This is a genomic window from Marivirga salinae, assembly GCF_030503855.1.
Taxonomy (GTDB): Bacteria; Bacteroidota; Bacteroidia; order Cytophagales; family Cyclobacteriaceae; genus Marivirga; species Marivirga salinarum.
In genome coordinates this window covers 3971807-3987261 of record NZ_CP129971.1, presented here as the reverse complement: position 1 = coordinate 3987261, position 15455 = coordinate 3971807, and the positions used below count along the sequence as shown (strand labels likewise).

Sequence of the window (15455 nt, the reverse complement as noted above, 5' to 3'; positions counted from 1 at the left end):
CTAATTTCACAACTCACTATCTAAACTCTCTCCTTCAAATTGACTGTCTAGACTAATGGCATTTAAACCTTGTTCTTGTAGGTATTTTGTGAAAACATTGGAATAGCCATGAGTAGAATAAACAGTTTCTGCTTCAGATAATTTTACTGCTTCCAATAGACCATTCCAGTCGGCATGATCGGAAAGTACAAAACCTCTGTCAGCAGCCTTTCTTCTTCTTGTTCCCCTTAGCATCATCCAGCCTGAGGCTATTCCTGTGCTGTAAGGTGCTAGTTTTTTCATCCATGGTGTGCCAATTGAGGCAGGAGTAGCAATGACTAAATTTCTCTGGAAATCTTTTTTAGAAATATCGTTTGTAATTTTAACGGTATGAGGTAAATCTAAACCTGTTTTTCTTAATGCTTCTGTTGCATTTTCCACCGCTCCGTGGGTAAAGATTTTTCCAATTGTTGAATCTACATTTTTCATTATTCTTTGCGCTTTACCTAAAGCATAGGCAAAAATCACAGAGGTTTTTCCATTTTCTTGATTTTGCTTCCACCACTGATTGATTTCATTAAAAGTCTCAATCTGAGGTTTCCATTGGTAAATGGGCAATCCAAAAGTGGTCTCAGTTACAAATTCATGGCATTTAACTGGCTCAAAGGGTGCAGATAATCCATCATCTTCTAGTTTATAATCTCCTGAAACAACTGCTATCTGGCCTTTAAATTCAATTCGAATTTGAGCTGAACCCGGTATATGTCCTGCCGGATGAAAACTAACCATCACCCCATTCATGTAAATGCTTTTGTTATAGTTTACAGTTTCGATATTAATATCACTACCCAGCCTTTGTCGCATAATAGTTTCAGAATGATGATGTGCTAAATAATGCTGATGACCAGGACGAGAATGATCTGCATGGGCATGAGTGATTAAAGCTTTTTTGACTGGTCGCCATGGATCAATATAAAATTTACCTTCTGGACAGTAAATTCCTTTACTTGTGAATTTAAGAAGAGATTGCATGTATGGCTAACTTAATCTGTTAGTCATTGTTTTGATTGACTTTTGAGATAATTCTTGATAGTTCGACTAATTCTTCTGAGCTTAATACTGCAAAAAAATCATCCATTTTTTTCATTATAATGGGCTCAATCTGCCTAATTAAGCTTATTCCTTCATGATTTATAGATATAGCAGAATTTCTTTTATCATCTGCCTGGCGTGATCTATTGATTAATCTTTTTTCCACCAATCTTTGAACTATGCGAGAGATATCTGGCACATTTTCCCTCAAATAACTTTTAACCTTATTTAAGTTCATGGCCTTTTCAGGATTACTGTTTAGAATTGTAAGCACTTCATATTGCTGCCGGGTTATACCAAAGGCCTTCATTTCTTGAGAAATATTGTAAGATAATTTCTGTTGGCAGCTCAGCAAGGTGGAAAACGTTTGACCAACAAATGGATTCGTTTTATTTATATCTGAATCTCTACTCATCCTTTGTTTCGGTAAATTAGAATTAATTATCGACTAATGAACCAAAAATAAGGATTAATGTTCATATTCCGAAAATTATATTAGACAAAACCTTACATTTCATCTCGGTTTCTTCCCACTCTTTTTCTGCTTTCGAATCTTCTGTTATTCCAGCACCTGCATAAAAAGTAACGGATTGGTTATAGATTTGGCAACATCTAAGGTTTACAAACAAATGACTTAAATTATTTAAATGGACTGGTCCCATGAAACCACTAAAATAGCCTCGATTGTGTTTTTCTTCTTTTGATATAAAGTCCAAAGCTGATTCTTTAGGCATTCCACATACGGCTGAAGTAGGATGCAATAACTTTAACATTACTGATCCCAATTCTGGGAAATTAACTGATTCAGTATTGACCTTAAATGTAGTTTTTAAATGTAAGAGGTTACCTGCTTGAATTGTTTTAGGGCCGATTTCATCAAAATCCCTAAGTCTTATTTTTTTAAAGCAATTAATTATATAACGAGAAACATAAGCTTGTTCTTCAATTTCTTTCTGTGTCCAGGTAGTTTCAGCAATGCTTTTTTCTGACTTTGCTTGAGTTCCAGCTAAAGCCATGGTTTTAAAATATTCGCCTTTCTTATCTTCAATTAAGGTTTCAGGACTAGCTCCAAACCATAAACCAGTTTTCGAAGAATATGTTAAGTTAACAAATGCGTTTGGATACTTTTTGCAGGCATTAATAAAAGCCTGACCTAAGTTTATATCATTATTGCTTTCGATGTTTTTGATTTTGGACGGAACAACCTTATAAAATTCTTCTCTTTTTATAAACTGAATTCCTTTCTCCACCATATCGATATAATCAGAAGCTAATGTTGAATCATGGTTTGAACTATTTTCTAATAAATTGAAATCAAATTGAAGGTTTGTATTTTCAATTTCCTTTTCAATTTCTTCGCTTGGTGATTTTTTCCAATCAAGAACATCTCTTTTACTGCTCGCACCATTTGCTGGATTTAGTGAAATTTCGGCTAATATCTCCGCATCAAAAGATACAATTTTATCAATACCAGTTTGAAAAGGATGCACTATAAAACCAGGAGATAGGTCTTCTAAATTTAGTTCCTCTATATAGTTACCTCCCGATAAATCACAAAGAAGCTGTAATTTTGAGTCATTGGGTAGTCTGTAAATTGCCAATGCAGCTTTATTTTTCTGTGCAAAAGCAATAAATTTATTAAGATGAGCTTCAGCTGTAAGCTGAGTTTGTTTTATGTCTTGTGTTTCTTTTTCCAAAATTATTTCTTCACTACTGCCATTGTAATACGACTTACACAGATCAATTGTTCACGTTCGTTCTTGATTTCTATATGCCAAACTTGAGTAGTTCTTCCTATATGAACAGGGGTAGTTTTTCCATAAACCCATCCTTCCTTAATTCCACGAATGTGATTTGCATTGATATCTAATCCTACGCAATAAAATTTTTCTGGATCAACCATTAACATAGCTGCCACACTGCCTAAGGTTTCAGCTAAAACGACAGAAGCTCCGCCATGTAATAAGCCATAGGGTTGATGAGTTCTTTTGTCTACCGGCATTTTGGCAATCAAAAAATCATCCCCAATTTCCGTAAAGCTCATCCCTAATACCTCAGAGATGGTGTTTTCACCTAATTTATTGAGTTCTTCTACGCTTGGTTTTTGAAGAAATTTCCTATCCATAGTAATTTCACTGATTCTGTTTTGTAATTTCGAGCCGAAAATTACGGATTCACATTCAATTTTGAACAATATTTCTTGAAATTGATTGATTTTGGAAAATTGATATGGTAAAAGATATATACATAGTTCGCCACGGACAAACAGATTATAACCTCAGAGGCATAGTACAAGGCAGTGGTGTGGATGCTTCCTTAAATGACAATGGAAGAAAGCAAGCAGGAGAGTTTTTTAACGCTTATGGTGATTTCCCTTTCGATAAATTATATATATCCAACTTAAAAAGAACTTATGAATCAGTAAAAGGATTTATTGACAAAGGACTTTCATATGAAAATCTAGCAGGATTAAATGAGATCAGTTGGGGAACTAGAGAAGGTCAACTTTTTACACTAGAGGAAAATAAATATTATTTAGCCATGTTGGATAGATGGAAAAAAGGGGAAACTTCCTTACCCGTTGAAGGCGGTGAATCTCCCGATCAGGTTGCTATGCGTCAGTTGGATGCCATGAAATATATTATGAGCAAAGAGGATGAACAAAAGGTGTTGATTTGCATGCATGGTAGGGCTATGCGGATTTTATTAGCTCAGTTATTTAATTACCCGCTCTATGATATGGATATATTTGAGCATTCGAATTTAGCTTTATATCATATCAGAGCCACGAAGAATATGTTTCAGTTGGTGAATTATAATGATAGAAGGCATTTGAGTGGTAGTGTTTAAAGAATGTTTTGTCCTCCATCCCGCACGCACGGAACAACTTAAATCAAAATTTACAAAACTGTTAATTTGAAGCAAACTAAAATATCAGCAAGCCTCCGATAAAAATCAAACTACCTAAGATCAAAGCAAATAGACTGTAAGGTAAAATATCCTTGGCTTTCAGTTGCGTGATTCCTAATAATGGCAAAGCCCAAAATGGCTGCAACATATTGGTGATTTGGTCTCCATAAGATAATGCCATTACAATTTTCGGAATTGGGATGTTTAAAGCTTGTGCAGCTTCCACCACAATTGGACCTTGTACAGCCCATTGTCCGCCACCAGAAGGAACGAAAAAATTCACTAAACCTGCACTGAAAAAAGTTAAAATTGGAAAAGAAGTGGCAGTGGAAATAGAAACAAAGAAATCGGAGATTAGAATCACCAAGCCTGAATATTTCATAATGCCCATTATTCCAGAGTATAGAGGAAACTGAATTACAATTCCACTCACTCCCTGAATACCGGAATTCACAGCTGACATAAATTTTGCTAAGCTTCCATGAAGTAAAATTCCAAAAGTCAGGAATAAGAAATTGACAAAATTCAAATCCATAAAAGCCTGATTGGATTGCCATTTATCGACTGCAAATAACACTGCACTTATGAGCATTACCCCACCTAGAGCGTAAGCTATCCAAGCTTTATTCTCACTATCATTTGATTGGGTTTCTTCAACTTTTTCTTCTTTTTGAGTTAGTATTGATTGATAATCAGAGTTTGACTTAAAATATTTCCCCAAAAGATAGAACAAACTAGGTACAGCAATTAAAAGCACAAAACTTATGACAATATTCATAGTAGAAAATAGCGTTTCAGAGATACTGATTGCACCTATTTTATCTACTAAAAAATGCTTTGCTTCTGCTACTTTTAAGGGAGCAGATGCTGAAAGTCCACCATGCCAAAACATCATACCGGAATATCCAGCAGCACCTAATATTCCGTAATTGAATGCTTTGTTTTGGGAAGTGAAATTTTCTCCAATTCTTCGACTGAGGATTGCACCAAAAACTAGGCAAAGCCCCCAATTTAGAAAGCTCATAATAATGGTGAAAAAGCTAATTAAGAAACCTGCTTGAGCAGTATTATTTGGGATAGATGCTATTTTATTTATGATTCTGGAAAAAAATGGAGTTAATGCAAGTGTATGACCTAAAAGCAGAATGAGCACCATTTGCATGGTAAAAGCTAATAGTTCCCAAAAACCAGTTTGCCAATAACCTAAAATGCTTTGCGATTGATTGAGAATATTTCCCTCTTGATTTGTAAATATTAATGCCAAGAAAAAGGTAATTCCACTTAAAAGAATGGCGATTACAAAAGGAGAGGGAAGAAATCTTTCTACTAATTTGATGTATTGCCTTGAGAATGACATTTTTTAATTAAGAATTATGAATTACCAATTAAGAATTATCTAGGCTCACAAAGTACAAAAGAAAATTTTCGAATTTCATACTTCAAGAATTTTTATTGCTATTTCTAGTCTGTAATAATTTATCCCTTGGGTATTAAAAATGAATTCATCATCCATCACACCACACCCTACTTTTGAGCAAAAATAAGTGACGTAGGATCAAGATTTATTTAAACTAGAAAGAAACTCCAAGGTATCCACTCCATCGGCATAATCCCAAAGTTCGGGTTGTTGGGCTTTTCCGGGTTCAATTTCAGTACCTTTTTTTACGACACATTGGATATGCTGTTCCTGTTTTGCTAGCTTGTCCTCTAGCTCTTTTTCATTTTTATAAAACTCATAAAACAATACTGAAATGGGAGAAACCAATGCTTCATCCTCTTTCATCAAGAAAAAACCTGAATCAAGATGTGGTTCATCATTTACCAGATAAATTGATTTGTTATAATCGTAATTATTCACCCATTTATGATGGTCAGCTACCCATTTGAAATCTTCCAAAGCTTTAATGAAAGGTGAGAAATCAAAGCCTTCCGGCACTAAAAGTTTGCTTACATTTCTACATCCCAATCCGTAGTATTGAAAGATATCCTTTCCCAAAGCTTGAATTCCTTCTTCGGATTCTGTTCCAGTCAGAACTGCTACCGAGCTTCTATTCTTGCGGATTATATTAGGGTATTTTCCAAAATACTGTTCAAAATATCGCGCAGAATTATTGCTTCCTGTGGCTATTACAGCATCAAATCCACTTATAGTTTCTTGAGTGAGCTCGATTTTATTTTCAAATTCCGGATTTATAGCAATCAACTTTGCTACTATTTCCTTTAATAAATAAGGGTCTTGTGAGCTTAATTTAGCTATAACACTATTGCCTGAAATAAGTACTGACAAAAAATCATGAAAGCCCACCAAAGGAATATTTCCAGCCATGATTATAGCTATCTTTTTAGAGCTTTCTTCTGGTAAATCATAGTTGCTAATCCATTGTTCTAATTTTTCAGCTTCAAGCATTTCACCCAAAGCCTTTACCGCATGCACTACATTTTCACGAGTAAACCAATTATTATAGGATGTGGCACGGAAATACCACTCGTCCAGCTCGGCTTCACTTATATTCCGTAATTGTTCTCCTAAAGATTTAAAGGCTTCTAATCGTGCTGATAAATTCATGGATATCTAATGATTTGAAAATTGAAATGCGAAATTACAGGTTTTGAGTTAGAATTGAAATATTATGTTGGAAGTATAAAGGGGAAAGTAGGAAGTCGGGTGATGGATGGTCAAGCACATAAAGGCTTAAAATAATAAATAGTACGAAGATTGAAGGTTTCTAGATACTGGATTCTTGCTACTAAATACTATCCTTTGAAATAATGTAACATATAAGTGTAAGGGAGGTTAAATTAACTAAACTAAAACTAAAAAATAAAACTATGGCTATTAAAAGAAAAGTACAGGCAGTTTGGAAAGGATCAGCAAAAGAAGGAAGTGGTCAGTTGAGCAGTTCCAATAAATTTTTTGATAATACTCCTTATTCGTTTAAAGGTAGATTTGAAAATGAAGACGGTCGATTAGGTACCAACCCTGAAGAGCTGATAGCCGCTGCACATTCAGGCTGTTATGCAATGGCATTAAGTGTTGCGATATCTGAAGCTGGGCATACGCCTGACCAATTAGATGCCCAGGCTGAGATCGTTTTAGACAAAGAAGGAGATGGATTTGCCATAAAGGAAATCAAATTGACTGTAAAAGGAAAAGTAAGCGGTTTATCAAAAGATAAGTTCTTAGAAATGGCTGAAGGCGCAAAAGAAGGTTGCCCTATTTCAAAAGCATTAAGTGCAGTCCCTATTTCATTGGACGCAAGTTTTGAATCATAAAATATAAAAGGGTATGGCTGAAAGTCATACCCTTTTTACTGCTTTTCCACAGGTTCATCTAAAAGATAAAAATCAATAAATTCTCGAATGCATCCTTGCCCGCCTTTGGTATGTAAAACTAAATCCACGGTTTCTTTTACTTTTAATACAGCATCAGCAGGACAAGCTGAAAATCCTACTGCTTTCATTACAGCTAAATCGTTGATGTCATCACCAATAATGGCTACTTCGGATAATTTGATATCTAATTTTTTGCACCAATCTAGTAAGATGTTGATTTTAGGATCGCTTCCCACGTATAGATGTTTGATATTCAGCATTTCCGCACGGACTTTTACCATTTCAATTTTATGAGCGGAAGAAATTATACCGGCTTGAATTCCATATCTTTCAAGTGCTTTGATTACCATGCCGTCTTTGGCATTGTATTTTTTGAACTGATCTCCGCTTTCAGTAAAAAACATCCCGGCATCAGTCATCACCCCATCCACATCTAAAATCAGAAGCTTTATGTCTTTTATTTTTGCTTTATCAACAAACATAGGTCGGCACAACATATTGGCATAATCAAGTTCATTTTCAGCACAGAAAAGCTTGAAATCACCCAATGAAAGTTGATCTAATCGAGTAATGTTGAATTCTGTTAGAAAATCAGCGATGGATTTTTTTTCTCTGGCTAGATATGCTTCAATATTTCTTTTTAGTAAGTCCATTTTTCAATTTTAGTCGAACGCATAAAAGTAGCAATTCTAATTTGCTTTCTTTTTATATCTATAAATAGAATTGGATTTTCAATCTCATAGATCCCAGCTTTCAATAATCTTTTCTTCGGAAATATTACCTATAAATAACTGATACTGACGAATTAATTGGGCTTTATACATGGCACTACCCGGAATGAATTCAATATTATTTTTTTCGCAATAAGATTTCAAATAATTGAATTGATTATCTTTTTCAGGCATATTATGACTGAAAATCATTTTACAACCATCCAAAAGTTCCGGAAATCCTCTAGCTTCCATAAAATGAGGACTTGATGAAATGGGGGTAGCATCTACTACCAAATCATAAGGACCACTAAAATCTTCATCGGTGATCCCTAAATCACCCTTTTTAGCTTTCACTTTTTCAGCATTTCTGCCAGTCAGCATTACTTTCAATCCCAATTCTTTCAACACATGGTATGCAACTCCGGAAACTCCACCATTTCCATAAATCACGGCTGTTTTAATGGAATGAGAACTTGATTTTAAAGCATTCTCTAAAGCAGATATTAAGCCGATCGCATCTGTATTGTAGCCATGTAGTTTTCCTTTTTTATTCACCACAGTATTCACTGCCAAAGTTTTTTTTGCGTTTTCTTCCACTTCATCCAGATAAGGAATAATGTTGGATTTCAGTCCGTCTTTTCCTGTAACTGCTCCGCCTCTTGAAATTGGAGATCGTAGGAGTTCAGCATATTCTTCGGCTTCAATGTTATATGGGAAAGTGAAATACACCAAATTCAATCCTAATTTTTGAAGAGCTGTATTATGTTTCTCAATAGAATTAGCGCTTCCTGAGGTGGAGAAAACGAATTGGGTAGTTGGATTTATAGAAACTTTCATGGAGGTAATTGATATTTTTTGGAGGCTTAGCGTATTTGCACAATCAATAATTCCCTAATATGGATAAAATTAAAAGATTATAATCGATATATTAAGATGAGTTAACTGAATAATAGAATAATACAATTTATTTTATTAATTCTTTTAATAATTGATTTTTCATGAACGCTTTTAGAAACTATTCGTTTTTATATCATAAAATTTGAAGCTATGGAAACTCAAATTTTGCAGAAAGAAGAACTTGTTGGAATGAAATTCACAAGTAGGGAAGTGATAAACGATTTAAGTCAAAAGAAGATTCTGATGTCAGAATTGTTACGTGCTCAGACCTTGGGAAATATAGAGAAAATAAAAGTTCGTATTGTTTTTCATTTGGAAAATGGAAGTAGAGGCGAAGTTGAAACCACCGTTTGGGCAGTAGGAGAAAATCACCTAATTCTAAAAAGAGGCATTCATATTCCGATAAGAGCAATAGAGAGTATTTCTTATATTTAGAGTTTACTTGGAATAGCTTTCAAAGCTTTAATAAAATTTTGGAGAAATTTATCTCTAGACTCTTCATTTAAACTTTCTAAAGATAAAAAAGGATTCAGATCTTCTAGTTCTACCAATAGTAAACTTCCGTCTTTTAATTTGCAGGCATCCACTCTTTGAATTCCTCTTTTCATGTTATTCCACCGAATGAATTTTTGAGCGAATTCCAAATCTTCTTCAGAGACTTTATAAGCTTTTAATTCCCATCTTTTAGATTTATCTGGAGCGTATAAAGCATATTGAAATTCATCATTTATGAAATAGAAAGATACCTCATATTCAAAATCTATAAATGGTTGAATTAGCTTATCCTCTAGTTTTGTGTTGTTTAATTCTTCTTTACTTACCTTTTCCATTCCAATAGAATCCGCCCCGTTCTTCAATTTGATAATGTATTGATCGGAATTAGGTAGTAAATGAAGTTTATCAAAACTATTAATAGTAGGGATTACAGGGAAATCTTGTTCAAATAAATCCAGCAGATACTGCTTTCCTTTCATATCTGCTTTTCCATCAAAGGAATTAAAAGTCGGGATTTCATTTTGCTTTACCTTATTCACAAATTCATTAAAATATTCCTGATAATAAGCAACAGGCCCAGTATTTCTAAAAACAATAGAATCTGCTTTGTCCAAAAATCCCAACGCTTGCTGTGGATTGCCAATCAGAATGTTAAAGTGCTCTTTGAGCTGAGAAGTGATATATAAATCCTCCTCATAGTAATTTCTGCCTTTGGCTGGGTAGTACAGATCGGTTAAATAAAGTAAAGTCAGATTTTGAGACATATTTCATTTTCGAGTAAATAAATGAAAAAAACCTGACAACATAAATAGTTACCAGGTTTCTAATTATTATTAGAGTTTTTAATTACTGCAAATTACCTTTTACTACTTTTATGTTTTTTACTGCTTGACTTTCATTCAAGTTACCAGAATTTAATTCATTTAAAGTCTTTCCTTTTACTTGCAATTCAAGAGTTTCAGGAATTTTACAGCCTTCACATTTAGTAATGCTTACTTTGAAAATTAATTGCTCATTGTCAGCCAAGCTTTTTACATTTTTACCGTATTCAATGATATTGTTTTTGAGCTCCTCTTCAAATTTAGGATACAGGCTCTTAATCAATTCATCCCTTTCTTCTTGCGATATATTTTCTTTGTCTTGAGTAGGAACATTCCAACCATCATTCCTTGCTCTCACTGATGAAACCATATCCATATAGAAGATTATTCCCAAGCCATCAATTTGCTCATGTGGCATCCCCCCATTTAGATAATAAGTATCTGATAAGTCCTGTGCATATAGCCTTTTCAAAATGGTTTGAAATAAGGTGATATCCTTTTCAAGTGGTTTTACTTCTTTCTTTTCATTTACCACTATTCGACTTTTTGCTTCTTCTCTATCAATTTTTCCTTCTTGGAAAGCTCTAAGATCTTTCACTTTAGCTTCTACTGATAATCTATTTATTTTCAGTTGTTCTACTCTTCCAGCGTCTCTATGAAATCTTATGTCTTGTCCTTTTTCCAAGACTAAAATTTTATCTGAATCTTTCAGCTGACTTATTAAATGCCCATAATCCAATAAGAAATTAATAACATTTTCAGTATTTTCTACTACTTTTTGTTCTCTCATGCTATCCATTTCCTGAATTTTGACCTGGGCTCTTTCTATGGCTACAGCCGCTCTTTTTTCCAGTTCTGCTTGTCTTTCGGCTAATTCCTTTCTGCGTTCAGCCCTCTCTTTTTCCATTTCGGCTCTAGTTTCGGCATCTAGTTCTTCATCGTCTATGTCAATTTGTATGTCTTCAATCACTTCATAACTCCTGGCAATAGCATCAGAAATGTCAGGCATCGGGGGCATAGGTGGCATCTCAGGAGAAAAAGCAAAACCAAACATATGATTTTTAGGTAAAGATAAAATCACACCGTAACCTTCAATGTATTGGGTATGTTTGTCTCGATTATCATTACTCCAGTGAATTGATCTGTTATCCTTCACCAAACTATTTAAAACAGTTTGGGCTACTTTTAAATCTTTATCCATCTTTTGGTTATCAATCTCTTGAGCCAAAACGCTGCCTGTTAAAAGGCATATCCCTATTATTAAACTATATTTTTTCATCATTTTATTATTTAATGTTTTAAGCTTGTTTTATTAGCGCAAGCTTCCGCTTGTGCTTTGTTTTTAAATTCTTAATCTTCTTTCCTTTCCGCCAGCTGTCGAAAAGAAAAATTTGTTAACTGTTATTCTGGCACGAGCTTCCTAGAGTGGTCCAAGCGGACGCTTGAACCAGTTGTGAAGACGCTTTATCAATATTTAATAAGCCTGCTCTTGCTGTTGGTTACTTGCCAAGCTATTAATCAATTGACCAGTTTCTATTTTGAATAAATCTTTATCAGATTCCATTAAGTCCATTTTCGCAAAGAGATAGTCCATATCTTCTTTCCTTTGCTCATCAATATATTGAGCAAAATTTGCGAGAAGATTTTCAGTGTAAATTTGCTGTTGCTCATTGCTTTCTTTCCAATAGGCTTGCATCATTTCCACATTGCTTTCTTGCAAACCTGTGAGATAATTATTGATCAATTTTTTGTTTTGTTGACTTTGTTGGGTCAAATAACTTTCCAGTTCCTGCTTGTCTTCTTTTCTTTCGGCATCCAACTTTTCTTCATAATTTGTTAGAGCCAAATTGACCAATTGCTGAATTTCATCTTTATCCACTTGATTGTCCGATTCAATTTCTTTTCCTAATGCAATTCTGAATTCACCATTCTGATTACTGATTTCCAGGCCTGTGAACTTAGCTGCTACCATCAATATCAAAAGCGAAGCTGCAATGGATAAAAACCATTTGTATCCAGTTTGAGTATTATTCTTTTCCGGATTTTTGTAAACATTGAAAAATGGAGGAGCACTTACTTTCTCATCTTCCCAATTTCCCAATATTTCTTTACCACTTTGAAAAGCTTCCAATTCTTCTTTTAGCTCAGGGTTTTGAGCTAACTCTTCCTCAAAAGCTTTTCTATCTTCAGGATTTAACTCATCGTAGAGATAATCCATCATTTTCGCTTTCCAATCTTCAGTTTTCATATCTTATACTTTTTTCAGTAATGTTTTCTTTTGCTAATAATTTTCTCATGTGGGAAAAAGCGTAATACAATCTTGATTTGACCGTGTTTTCCGAAGTATTTAATGCTTCTGCTATTTCCCTAAATTTCAAACCTTCATACTCTTTCATGATCAAAACCTCTCTTTGATCCTTGCTGAGTTGTTGGAGGCATTTTGTTAGAATATCTCCTAACTCGCCTTGCAAATATGTTTGTTCAGGATTGTGCTCTCCTGGTTTTGAAACTTCCCAAGCAGGGCTGTTATCTTCCTCATTTTTTGGTAAGATCTGGTCAAAACTCAGCCACCTATGCCTTTTCCCTTTCCTACTTTCCTGCCTGCAAATATTGGTGACGATGGTGTATATCCATGACTTGAATTTTTCACACTCTTTCAACTGCCCAATTTTTTGATGCATGACAATAAAAGTCTGCTGAGCAGCTTCTTGAGCCAAATCAGCCTTTCCAAAATATTTGTAGGCATAATTGTAGATACGCGGATACCACTGCCTCACCAATTCCCCTTGGGCGTAAGTGTCTCCCGTTTGAGCTTGTGATATTAAATCTTGTTTTTGCACCGCATACATGATGTTTAGTTCAATTTATGACTTATTTAAATTTAGGATGACGGATGTTGCAAAAAAGTTTTAAAGGCTTGAATCTTTTTTCAGATAAATGGAAATTTTAGATAAAATTATCAACCTTAGAACTTGATAGTGGGGTTGTGATGAATGGGGAAATTACAGGAATTGGCAATGAAGCAAAACTCATTTGCTTTTTGATGCAGCGATTCAGCTAATTCAATTTTATCTTTTTCTAGAATCACGACTTCAGGACGTAAAATAGCTTCAATAAAATGTCCCTTTCCCTTAGCTGTTTCTTCCATTTTTGCAGTGGCTTTATCATGGTAATCAATAACTGTGATTTTATTTACTGAACATAAATGCAGATACCACAACATATGGCAAGAGGAGATAGAGGCTAAAAATAAATCTTCTGGATTATGGAGATCGGCATTGCCACGAAATGCGGGATCAGCACTTCCTTTTAGAATAGGTTTGTTTTTTATAATAATGTCATAGGACCTTTCATAGGAAGAATAAGAGTTGGTGCCTTTCCCTATGTTTCCTGTCCATTTGATTAGGGATTGATAGTGGTATGATTTCATTATGACTTCGATTAATCAGAGTCTCTATTGCCTTTGTTTTTCTTTTTGAGTTCTTCAATATCTTTTCTGTCTAAATCATTTTTTGTGTTTCTGTTAAGAGATTCTTTACTGTGAATTAGATCCTCATAACTAATAATAGGGATTTCAATATTCTCAATTCCTACAATTTTCACTCTTTTGTAAACTGGATAGAAAGAATCAAATCCAAGGATTGTTGGATTATAATCAACATTGTATTCTCCATAATCAAATTTGAGGAATGATTTTTTCGGATCAGCAACTTCATCAAAAAGGCTATCTACATCTTTACCTGTAGTTTTTATAGCCTTTAGAAGGTTGTAATAATTTGTAATTACGGGATTATACCAAATATCAATGTCATATTTATCTATTATCGCACCGCCCATTCCCATGGAAGGTCTGCTAAACCCGTGGAATGCTACAGCAGTACCCCCTATAATCATATACTCAACATTATGCTCATTTAATTGCGTGCATGTGTTAAGCAGTATTTCACGTAATTTATTCATGCAAAAATTAATTCAGGGATTTAGCATTTTTGATACTGTTAAAAAAATCTAAAAGTTCCAGTGCTTTTTCCAAAGCTTCCTCATCCGTTAATTTCCTACTTTTTTTTGAAGTGGATTTTAACTCTTCGAAGCTTTTGTATTTCGTGATTTTAGGTTTATTTAATTTATCTGATTTCATAAACTTCTTGTTTGAAATAATCAATCGATTTATTTAACACAGAAACGGATAATTTCTATCCCAAATATACGGATTAAATAATTACTCTAATGCTCCCACTACCACCGTCCAAGGTCTTACTTCCCAAGTTTCAATTAATCCATTTTTCACATAAGGATCATTTTTGGCGAAATTTTCAGCTTTTTTGGGACTTTCACCTTTGAAAATTAAAACTGCCCCATCTGCTGGTTCTGCCATAGCACCTGCCATTACTAAATCGCCATTTTGATGCGCCTCTTCTGCCATTTTTAAATGCTCAGTACGGAAAGGAGCTCTTTTTTCAACATAATTTTCAATTGTTTTATAAAATAACAAGTAGTAGTTCATATAAATAATCAGCTAGTTCAGTATTTTATAAATTTAATTAAAATCTGATTCTATTATTAAGTTTGAATCTCCATTTTTAAAAGTTTAGTAAATTGAACTACTATTTAACCTAATACACTCATGAATAAGAATGAAAAATGGCAGAATGAACTTGAATTTTTAAGAGCCATCATCAATAAAACAGAATTAGAAAAAACTAGGAAATGGGGAGGAGAGGTTTACACCCTAAATAATGGAAATGTATTGATGATAGGGGCATTTAAAAATTATGTCAGCATATGGTTTTTCAATGGAGTGTTTTTGAAAGATCCTTTTCAAGTTTTAGGAAATGCGCAGGAAGGAAAGACCAAAGCTTTGCGCCATTGGCAATTCACCTCTGTGGAAGAAATGGAGGAAGATAAAATCATGGAATACATCCAAGTAGCAATTGAAAACGAGAAGAAAGGTTTAAAATGGAAAGCAGAGAAGTCTGATAAAATTGAAATCCCTGAAATTTTGAATGAGGCTTTTAAATCAAATAAAATTTTTGAAATGGCTTTTGATGAACTGACTCCTTTTAAGCAAAAAGAGTATGTTGAGCACATCAATACAGCTAAAAGAGAAGCTACAAAAATGAACAGATTAGAGAAAATTAAGCCAATGATTTTGGAAGGAGTGGGGCTCAATGATAAGTATAGGAAATAGTTATTTTACTTTTGGAAATGATGTTTT

Annotated in this window: 20 protein-coding genes; 4 read left to right on the top strand and 16 right to left on the bottom strand. The window is 34.1% G+C overall.

All coding sequences use genetic code 11. The features are described 5' to 3' along the window. Nucleotides 1–6: 6 nt before the first annotated feature. The 4 genes from QYS49_RS16690 to QYS49_RS16675 form a co-directional block, all read right to left on the bottom strand. Entirely contained in the window at nt 7–1011 is a 1005-nt protein-coding gene (locus QYS49_RS16690) for a ligase-associated DNA damage response exonuclease (RefSeq protein ID WP_308348950.1), read from the bottom strand. A 19-nt stretch (nt 1012–1030) separates the two neighbouring features. Further along, nucleotides 1031–1486, bottom strand: a complete 456-nt coding sequence (locus QYS49_RS16685) for a MarR family winged helix-turn-helix transcriptional regulator (RefSeq protein ID WP_308348948.1) — start codon at nt 1484–1486, stop codon at nt 1031–1033. A gap of 61 nt (nt 1487–1547) precedes the next feature. Continuing rightward, nucleotides 1548–2768, bottom strand: coding sequence for a chorismate-binding protein (locus QYS49_RS16680; RefSeq protein ID WP_308348946.1), 1221 nt, complete (start codon nt 2766–2768; stop codon nt 1548–1550). 2 nt (nt 2769–2770) lie between these two features. Continuing rightward, the gene (locus QYS49_RS16675; RefSeq protein ID WP_308348944.1) at nt 2771–3196 is read right to left on the bottom strand and encodes a hotdog fold thioesterase; all 426 of its coding nucleotides are present in this window, start codon (nt 3194–3196) and stop codon (nt 2771–2773) included. Between the two features lie 104 nt (nt 3197–3300). Here QYS49_RS16675 and QYS49_RS16670 point away from each other — a divergent pair, with 104 nt between their 5' ends. Continuing rightward, entirely contained in the window at nt 3301–3921 is a 621-nt protein-coding gene (locus QYS49_RS16670; RefSeq protein WP_308348942.1) for a histidine phosphatase family protein, read from the top strand. Between the two features lie 76 nt (nt 3922–3997). Here QYS49_RS16670 and QYS49_RS16665 read toward each other — a convergent pair whose 3' ends face one another. Beyond that, nucleotides 3998–5338 carry a short-chain fatty acid transporter gene (locus QYS49_RS16665; RefSeq protein ID WP_308348940.1) on the bottom strand — a complete coding sequence of 447 codons (1341 nt, stop codon included), beginning with the start codon at nt 5336–5338 and terminating at the stop codon, nt 3998–4000. Between the two features lie 198 nt (nt 5339–5536). Next, nucleotides 5537–6547: an acyl-CoA reductase gene (locus QYS49_RS16660; RefSeq protein ID WP_308348938.1), complete on the bottom strand. Its 1011-nt coding sequence runs from the start codon at nt 6545–6547 to the stop codon at nt 5537–5539. 263 nt (nt 6548–6810) lie between these two features. Between QYS49_RS16660 and QYS49_RS16655 the strand changes: the two genes are divergently transcribed. Next, nucleotides 6811–7254: an OsmC family protein gene (locus QYS49_RS16655; protein ID WP_308348936.1), complete on the top strand. Its 444-nt coding sequence runs from the start codon at nt 6811–6813 to the stop codon at nt 7252–7254. 35 nt (nt 7255–7289) lie between these two features. Here QYS49_RS16655 and QYS49_RS16650 read toward each other — a convergent pair whose 3' ends face one another. After that, nucleotides 7290–7967: a KdsC family phosphatase gene (locus QYS49_RS16650; RefSeq protein WP_308348934.1), complete on the bottom strand. Its 678-nt coding sequence runs from the start codon at nt 7965–7967 to the stop codon at nt 7290–7292. Between the two features lie 84 nt (nt 7968–8051). Continuing rightward, a complete protein-coding gene (locus QYS49_RS16645; protein WP_308348932.1) occupies nt 8052–8864 on the bottom strand; it encodes a shikimate dehydrogenase family protein in 813 nt (270 codons plus the stop codon). Between the two features lie 210 nt (nt 8865–9074). On the opposite strand from QYS49_RS16645, the gene QYS49_RS16640 reads away from it, so the two are divergent. After that, a complete protein-coding gene (locus QYS49_RS16640) occupies nt 9075–9359 on the top strand; it encodes a hypothetical protein (protein WP_308348930.1) in 285 nt (94 codons plus the stop codon). Here the strand turns inward: QYS49_RS16640 and QYS49_RS16635 are convergent. The 8 genes from QYS49_RS16635 to QYS49_RS16600 all read right to left on the bottom strand — a co-directional run bounded on the left by QYS49_RS16635 (nt 9356) and on the right by QYS49_RS16600 (nt 14744). Next, on the bottom strand, nt 9356–10183 hold the full coding sequence (locus QYS49_RS16635) for a hypothetical protein (RefSeq protein WP_308348929.1): 828 nt from the start codon (nt 10181–10183) through the stop codon (nt 9356–9358). The genes QYS49_RS16640 and QYS49_RS16635 overlap by 4 nt on opposite strands. Before the next feature lie 82 nt (nt 10184–10265). Continuing rightward, nucleotides 10266–11519, bottom strand: coding sequence for a hypothetical protein (locus tag QYS49_RS16630; protein ID WP_308348927.1), 1254 nt, complete (start codon nt 11517–11519; stop codon nt 10266–10268). A gap of 195 nt (nt 11520–11714) precedes the next feature. Next, nucleotides 11715–12488 carry an anti-sigma factor family protein gene (locus QYS49_RS16625; RefSeq protein ID WP_308348925.1) on the bottom strand — a complete coding sequence of 258 codons (774 nt, stop codon included), beginning with the start codon at nt 12486–12488 and terminating at the stop codon, nt 11715–11717. Further along, nucleotides 12478–13080: an RNA polymerase sigma factor gene (locus QYS49_RS16620; RefSeq protein ID WP_308348922.1), complete on the bottom strand. Its 603-nt coding sequence runs from the start codon at nt 13078–13080 to the stop codon at nt 12478–12480. Before QYS49_RS16620 ends, QYS49_RS16625 begins: the two co-directional genes overlap by 11 nt. Nucleotides 13081–13205: 125 nt before the next feature. Continuing rightward, nucleotides 13206–13670: an OsmC family protein gene (locus QYS49_RS16615; RefSeq protein WP_308348919.1), complete on the bottom strand. Its 465-nt coding sequence runs from the start codon at nt 13668–13670 to the stop codon at nt 13206–13208. A gap of 11 nt (nt 13671–13681) precedes the next feature. Continuing rightward, nucleotides 13682–14200 (bottom strand): hypothetical protein, encoded by a 519-nt coding sequence (locus tag QYS49_RS16610; protein WP_308348917.1) that lies wholly within the window; start codon nt 14198–14200, stop codon nt 13682–13684. 7 nt (nt 14201–14207) lie between these two features. Next, a complete protein-coding gene (locus QYS49_RS16605) occupies nt 14208–14378 on the bottom strand; it encodes a hypothetical protein (protein WP_308348915.1) in 171 nt (56 codons plus the stop codon). 81 nt (nt 14379–14459) lie between these two features. Further along, nucleotides 14460–14744, bottom strand: a complete 285-nt coding sequence (locus QYS49_RS16600) for a YciI-like protein (RefSeq protein ID WP_308348913.1) — start codon at nt 14742–14744, stop codon at nt 14460–14462. A gap of 120 nt (nt 14745–14864) precedes the next feature. Between QYS49_RS16600 and QYS49_RS16595 the strand changes: the two genes are divergently transcribed. Next, a complete protein-coding gene (locus QYS49_RS16595) occupies nt 14865–15428 on the top strand; it encodes a YdeI/OmpD-associated family protein (protein ID WP_308348911.1) in 564 nt (187 codons plus the stop codon). Nucleotides 15429–15455 lie beyond the last annotated feature (27 nt).

Coding starts and splice junctions, on each gene's coding strand:
- QYS49_RS16690 (WP_308348950.1), bottom strand. CDS start 1,011: ATGCAATCTCTTCTTAAATTCACAAGTAAAGGAATTTACTGTCCAGAA.
- QYS49_RS16685 (WP_308348948.1), bottom strand. CDS start 1,486: ATGAGTAGAGATTCAGATATAAATAAAACGAATCCATTTGTTGGTCAA.
- QYS49_RS16675 (WP_308348944.1), bottom strand. CDS start 3,196: ATGGATAGGAAATTTCTTCAAAAACCAAGCGTAGAAGAACTCAATAAA.
- QYS49_RS16670 (WP_308348942.1), top strand. CDS start 3,301: ATGGTAAAAGATATATACATAGTTCGCCACGGACAAACAGATTATAAC.
- QYS49_RS16665 (WP_308348940.1), bottom strand. CDS start 5,338: ATGTCATTCTCAAGGCAATACATCAAATTAGTAGAAAGATTTCTTCCC.
- QYS49_RS16660 (WP_308348938.1), bottom strand. CDS start 6,547: ATGAATTTATCAGCACGATTAGAAGCCTTTAAATCTTTAGGAGAACAA.
- QYS49_RS16655 (WP_308348936.1), top strand. CDS start 6,811: ATGGCTATTAAAAGAAAAGTACAGGCAGTTTGGAAAGGATCAGCAAAA.
- QYS49_RS16650 (WP_308348934.1), bottom strand. CDS start 7,967: ATGGACTTACTAAAAAGAAATATTGAAGCATATCTAGCCAGAGAAAAA.
- QYS49_RS16645 (WP_308348932.1), bottom strand. CDS start 8,864: ATGAAAGTTTCTATAAATCCAACTACCCAATTCGTTTTCTCCACCTCA.
- QYS49_RS16640 (WP_308348930.1), top strand. CDS start 9,075: ATGGAAACTCAAATTTTGCAGAAAGAAGAACTTGTTGGAATGAAATTC.
- QYS49_RS16635 (WP_308348929.1), bottom strand. CDS start 10,183: ATGTCTCAAAATCTGACTTTACTTTATTTAACCGATCTGTACTACCCA.
- QYS49_RS16630 (WP_308348927.1), bottom strand. CDS start 11,519: ATGAAAAAATATAGTTTAATAATAGGGATATGCCTTTTAACAGGCAGC.
- QYS49_RS16625 (WP_308348925.1), bottom strand. CDS start 12,488: ATGAAAACTGAAGATTGGAAAGCGAAAATGATGGATTATCTCTACGAT.
- QYS49_RS16615 (WP_308348919.1), bottom strand. CDS start 13,670: ATGAAATCATACCACTATCAATCCCTAATCAAATGGACAGGAAACATA.
- QYS49_RS16610 (WP_308348917.1), bottom strand. CDS start 14,200: ATGAATAAATTACGTGAAATACTGCTTAACACATGCACGCAATTAAAT.
- QYS49_RS16605 (WP_308348915.1), bottom strand. CDS start 14,378: ATGAAATCAGATAAATTAAATAAACCTAAAATCACGAAATACAAAAGC.
- QYS49_RS16600 (WP_308348913.1), bottom strand. CDS start 14,744: ATGAACTACTACTTGTTATTTTATAAAACAATTGAAAATTATGTTGAA.
- QYS49_RS16595 (WP_308348911.1), top strand. CDS start 14,865: ATGAATAAGAATGAAAAATGGCAGAATGAACTTGAATTTTTAAGAGCC.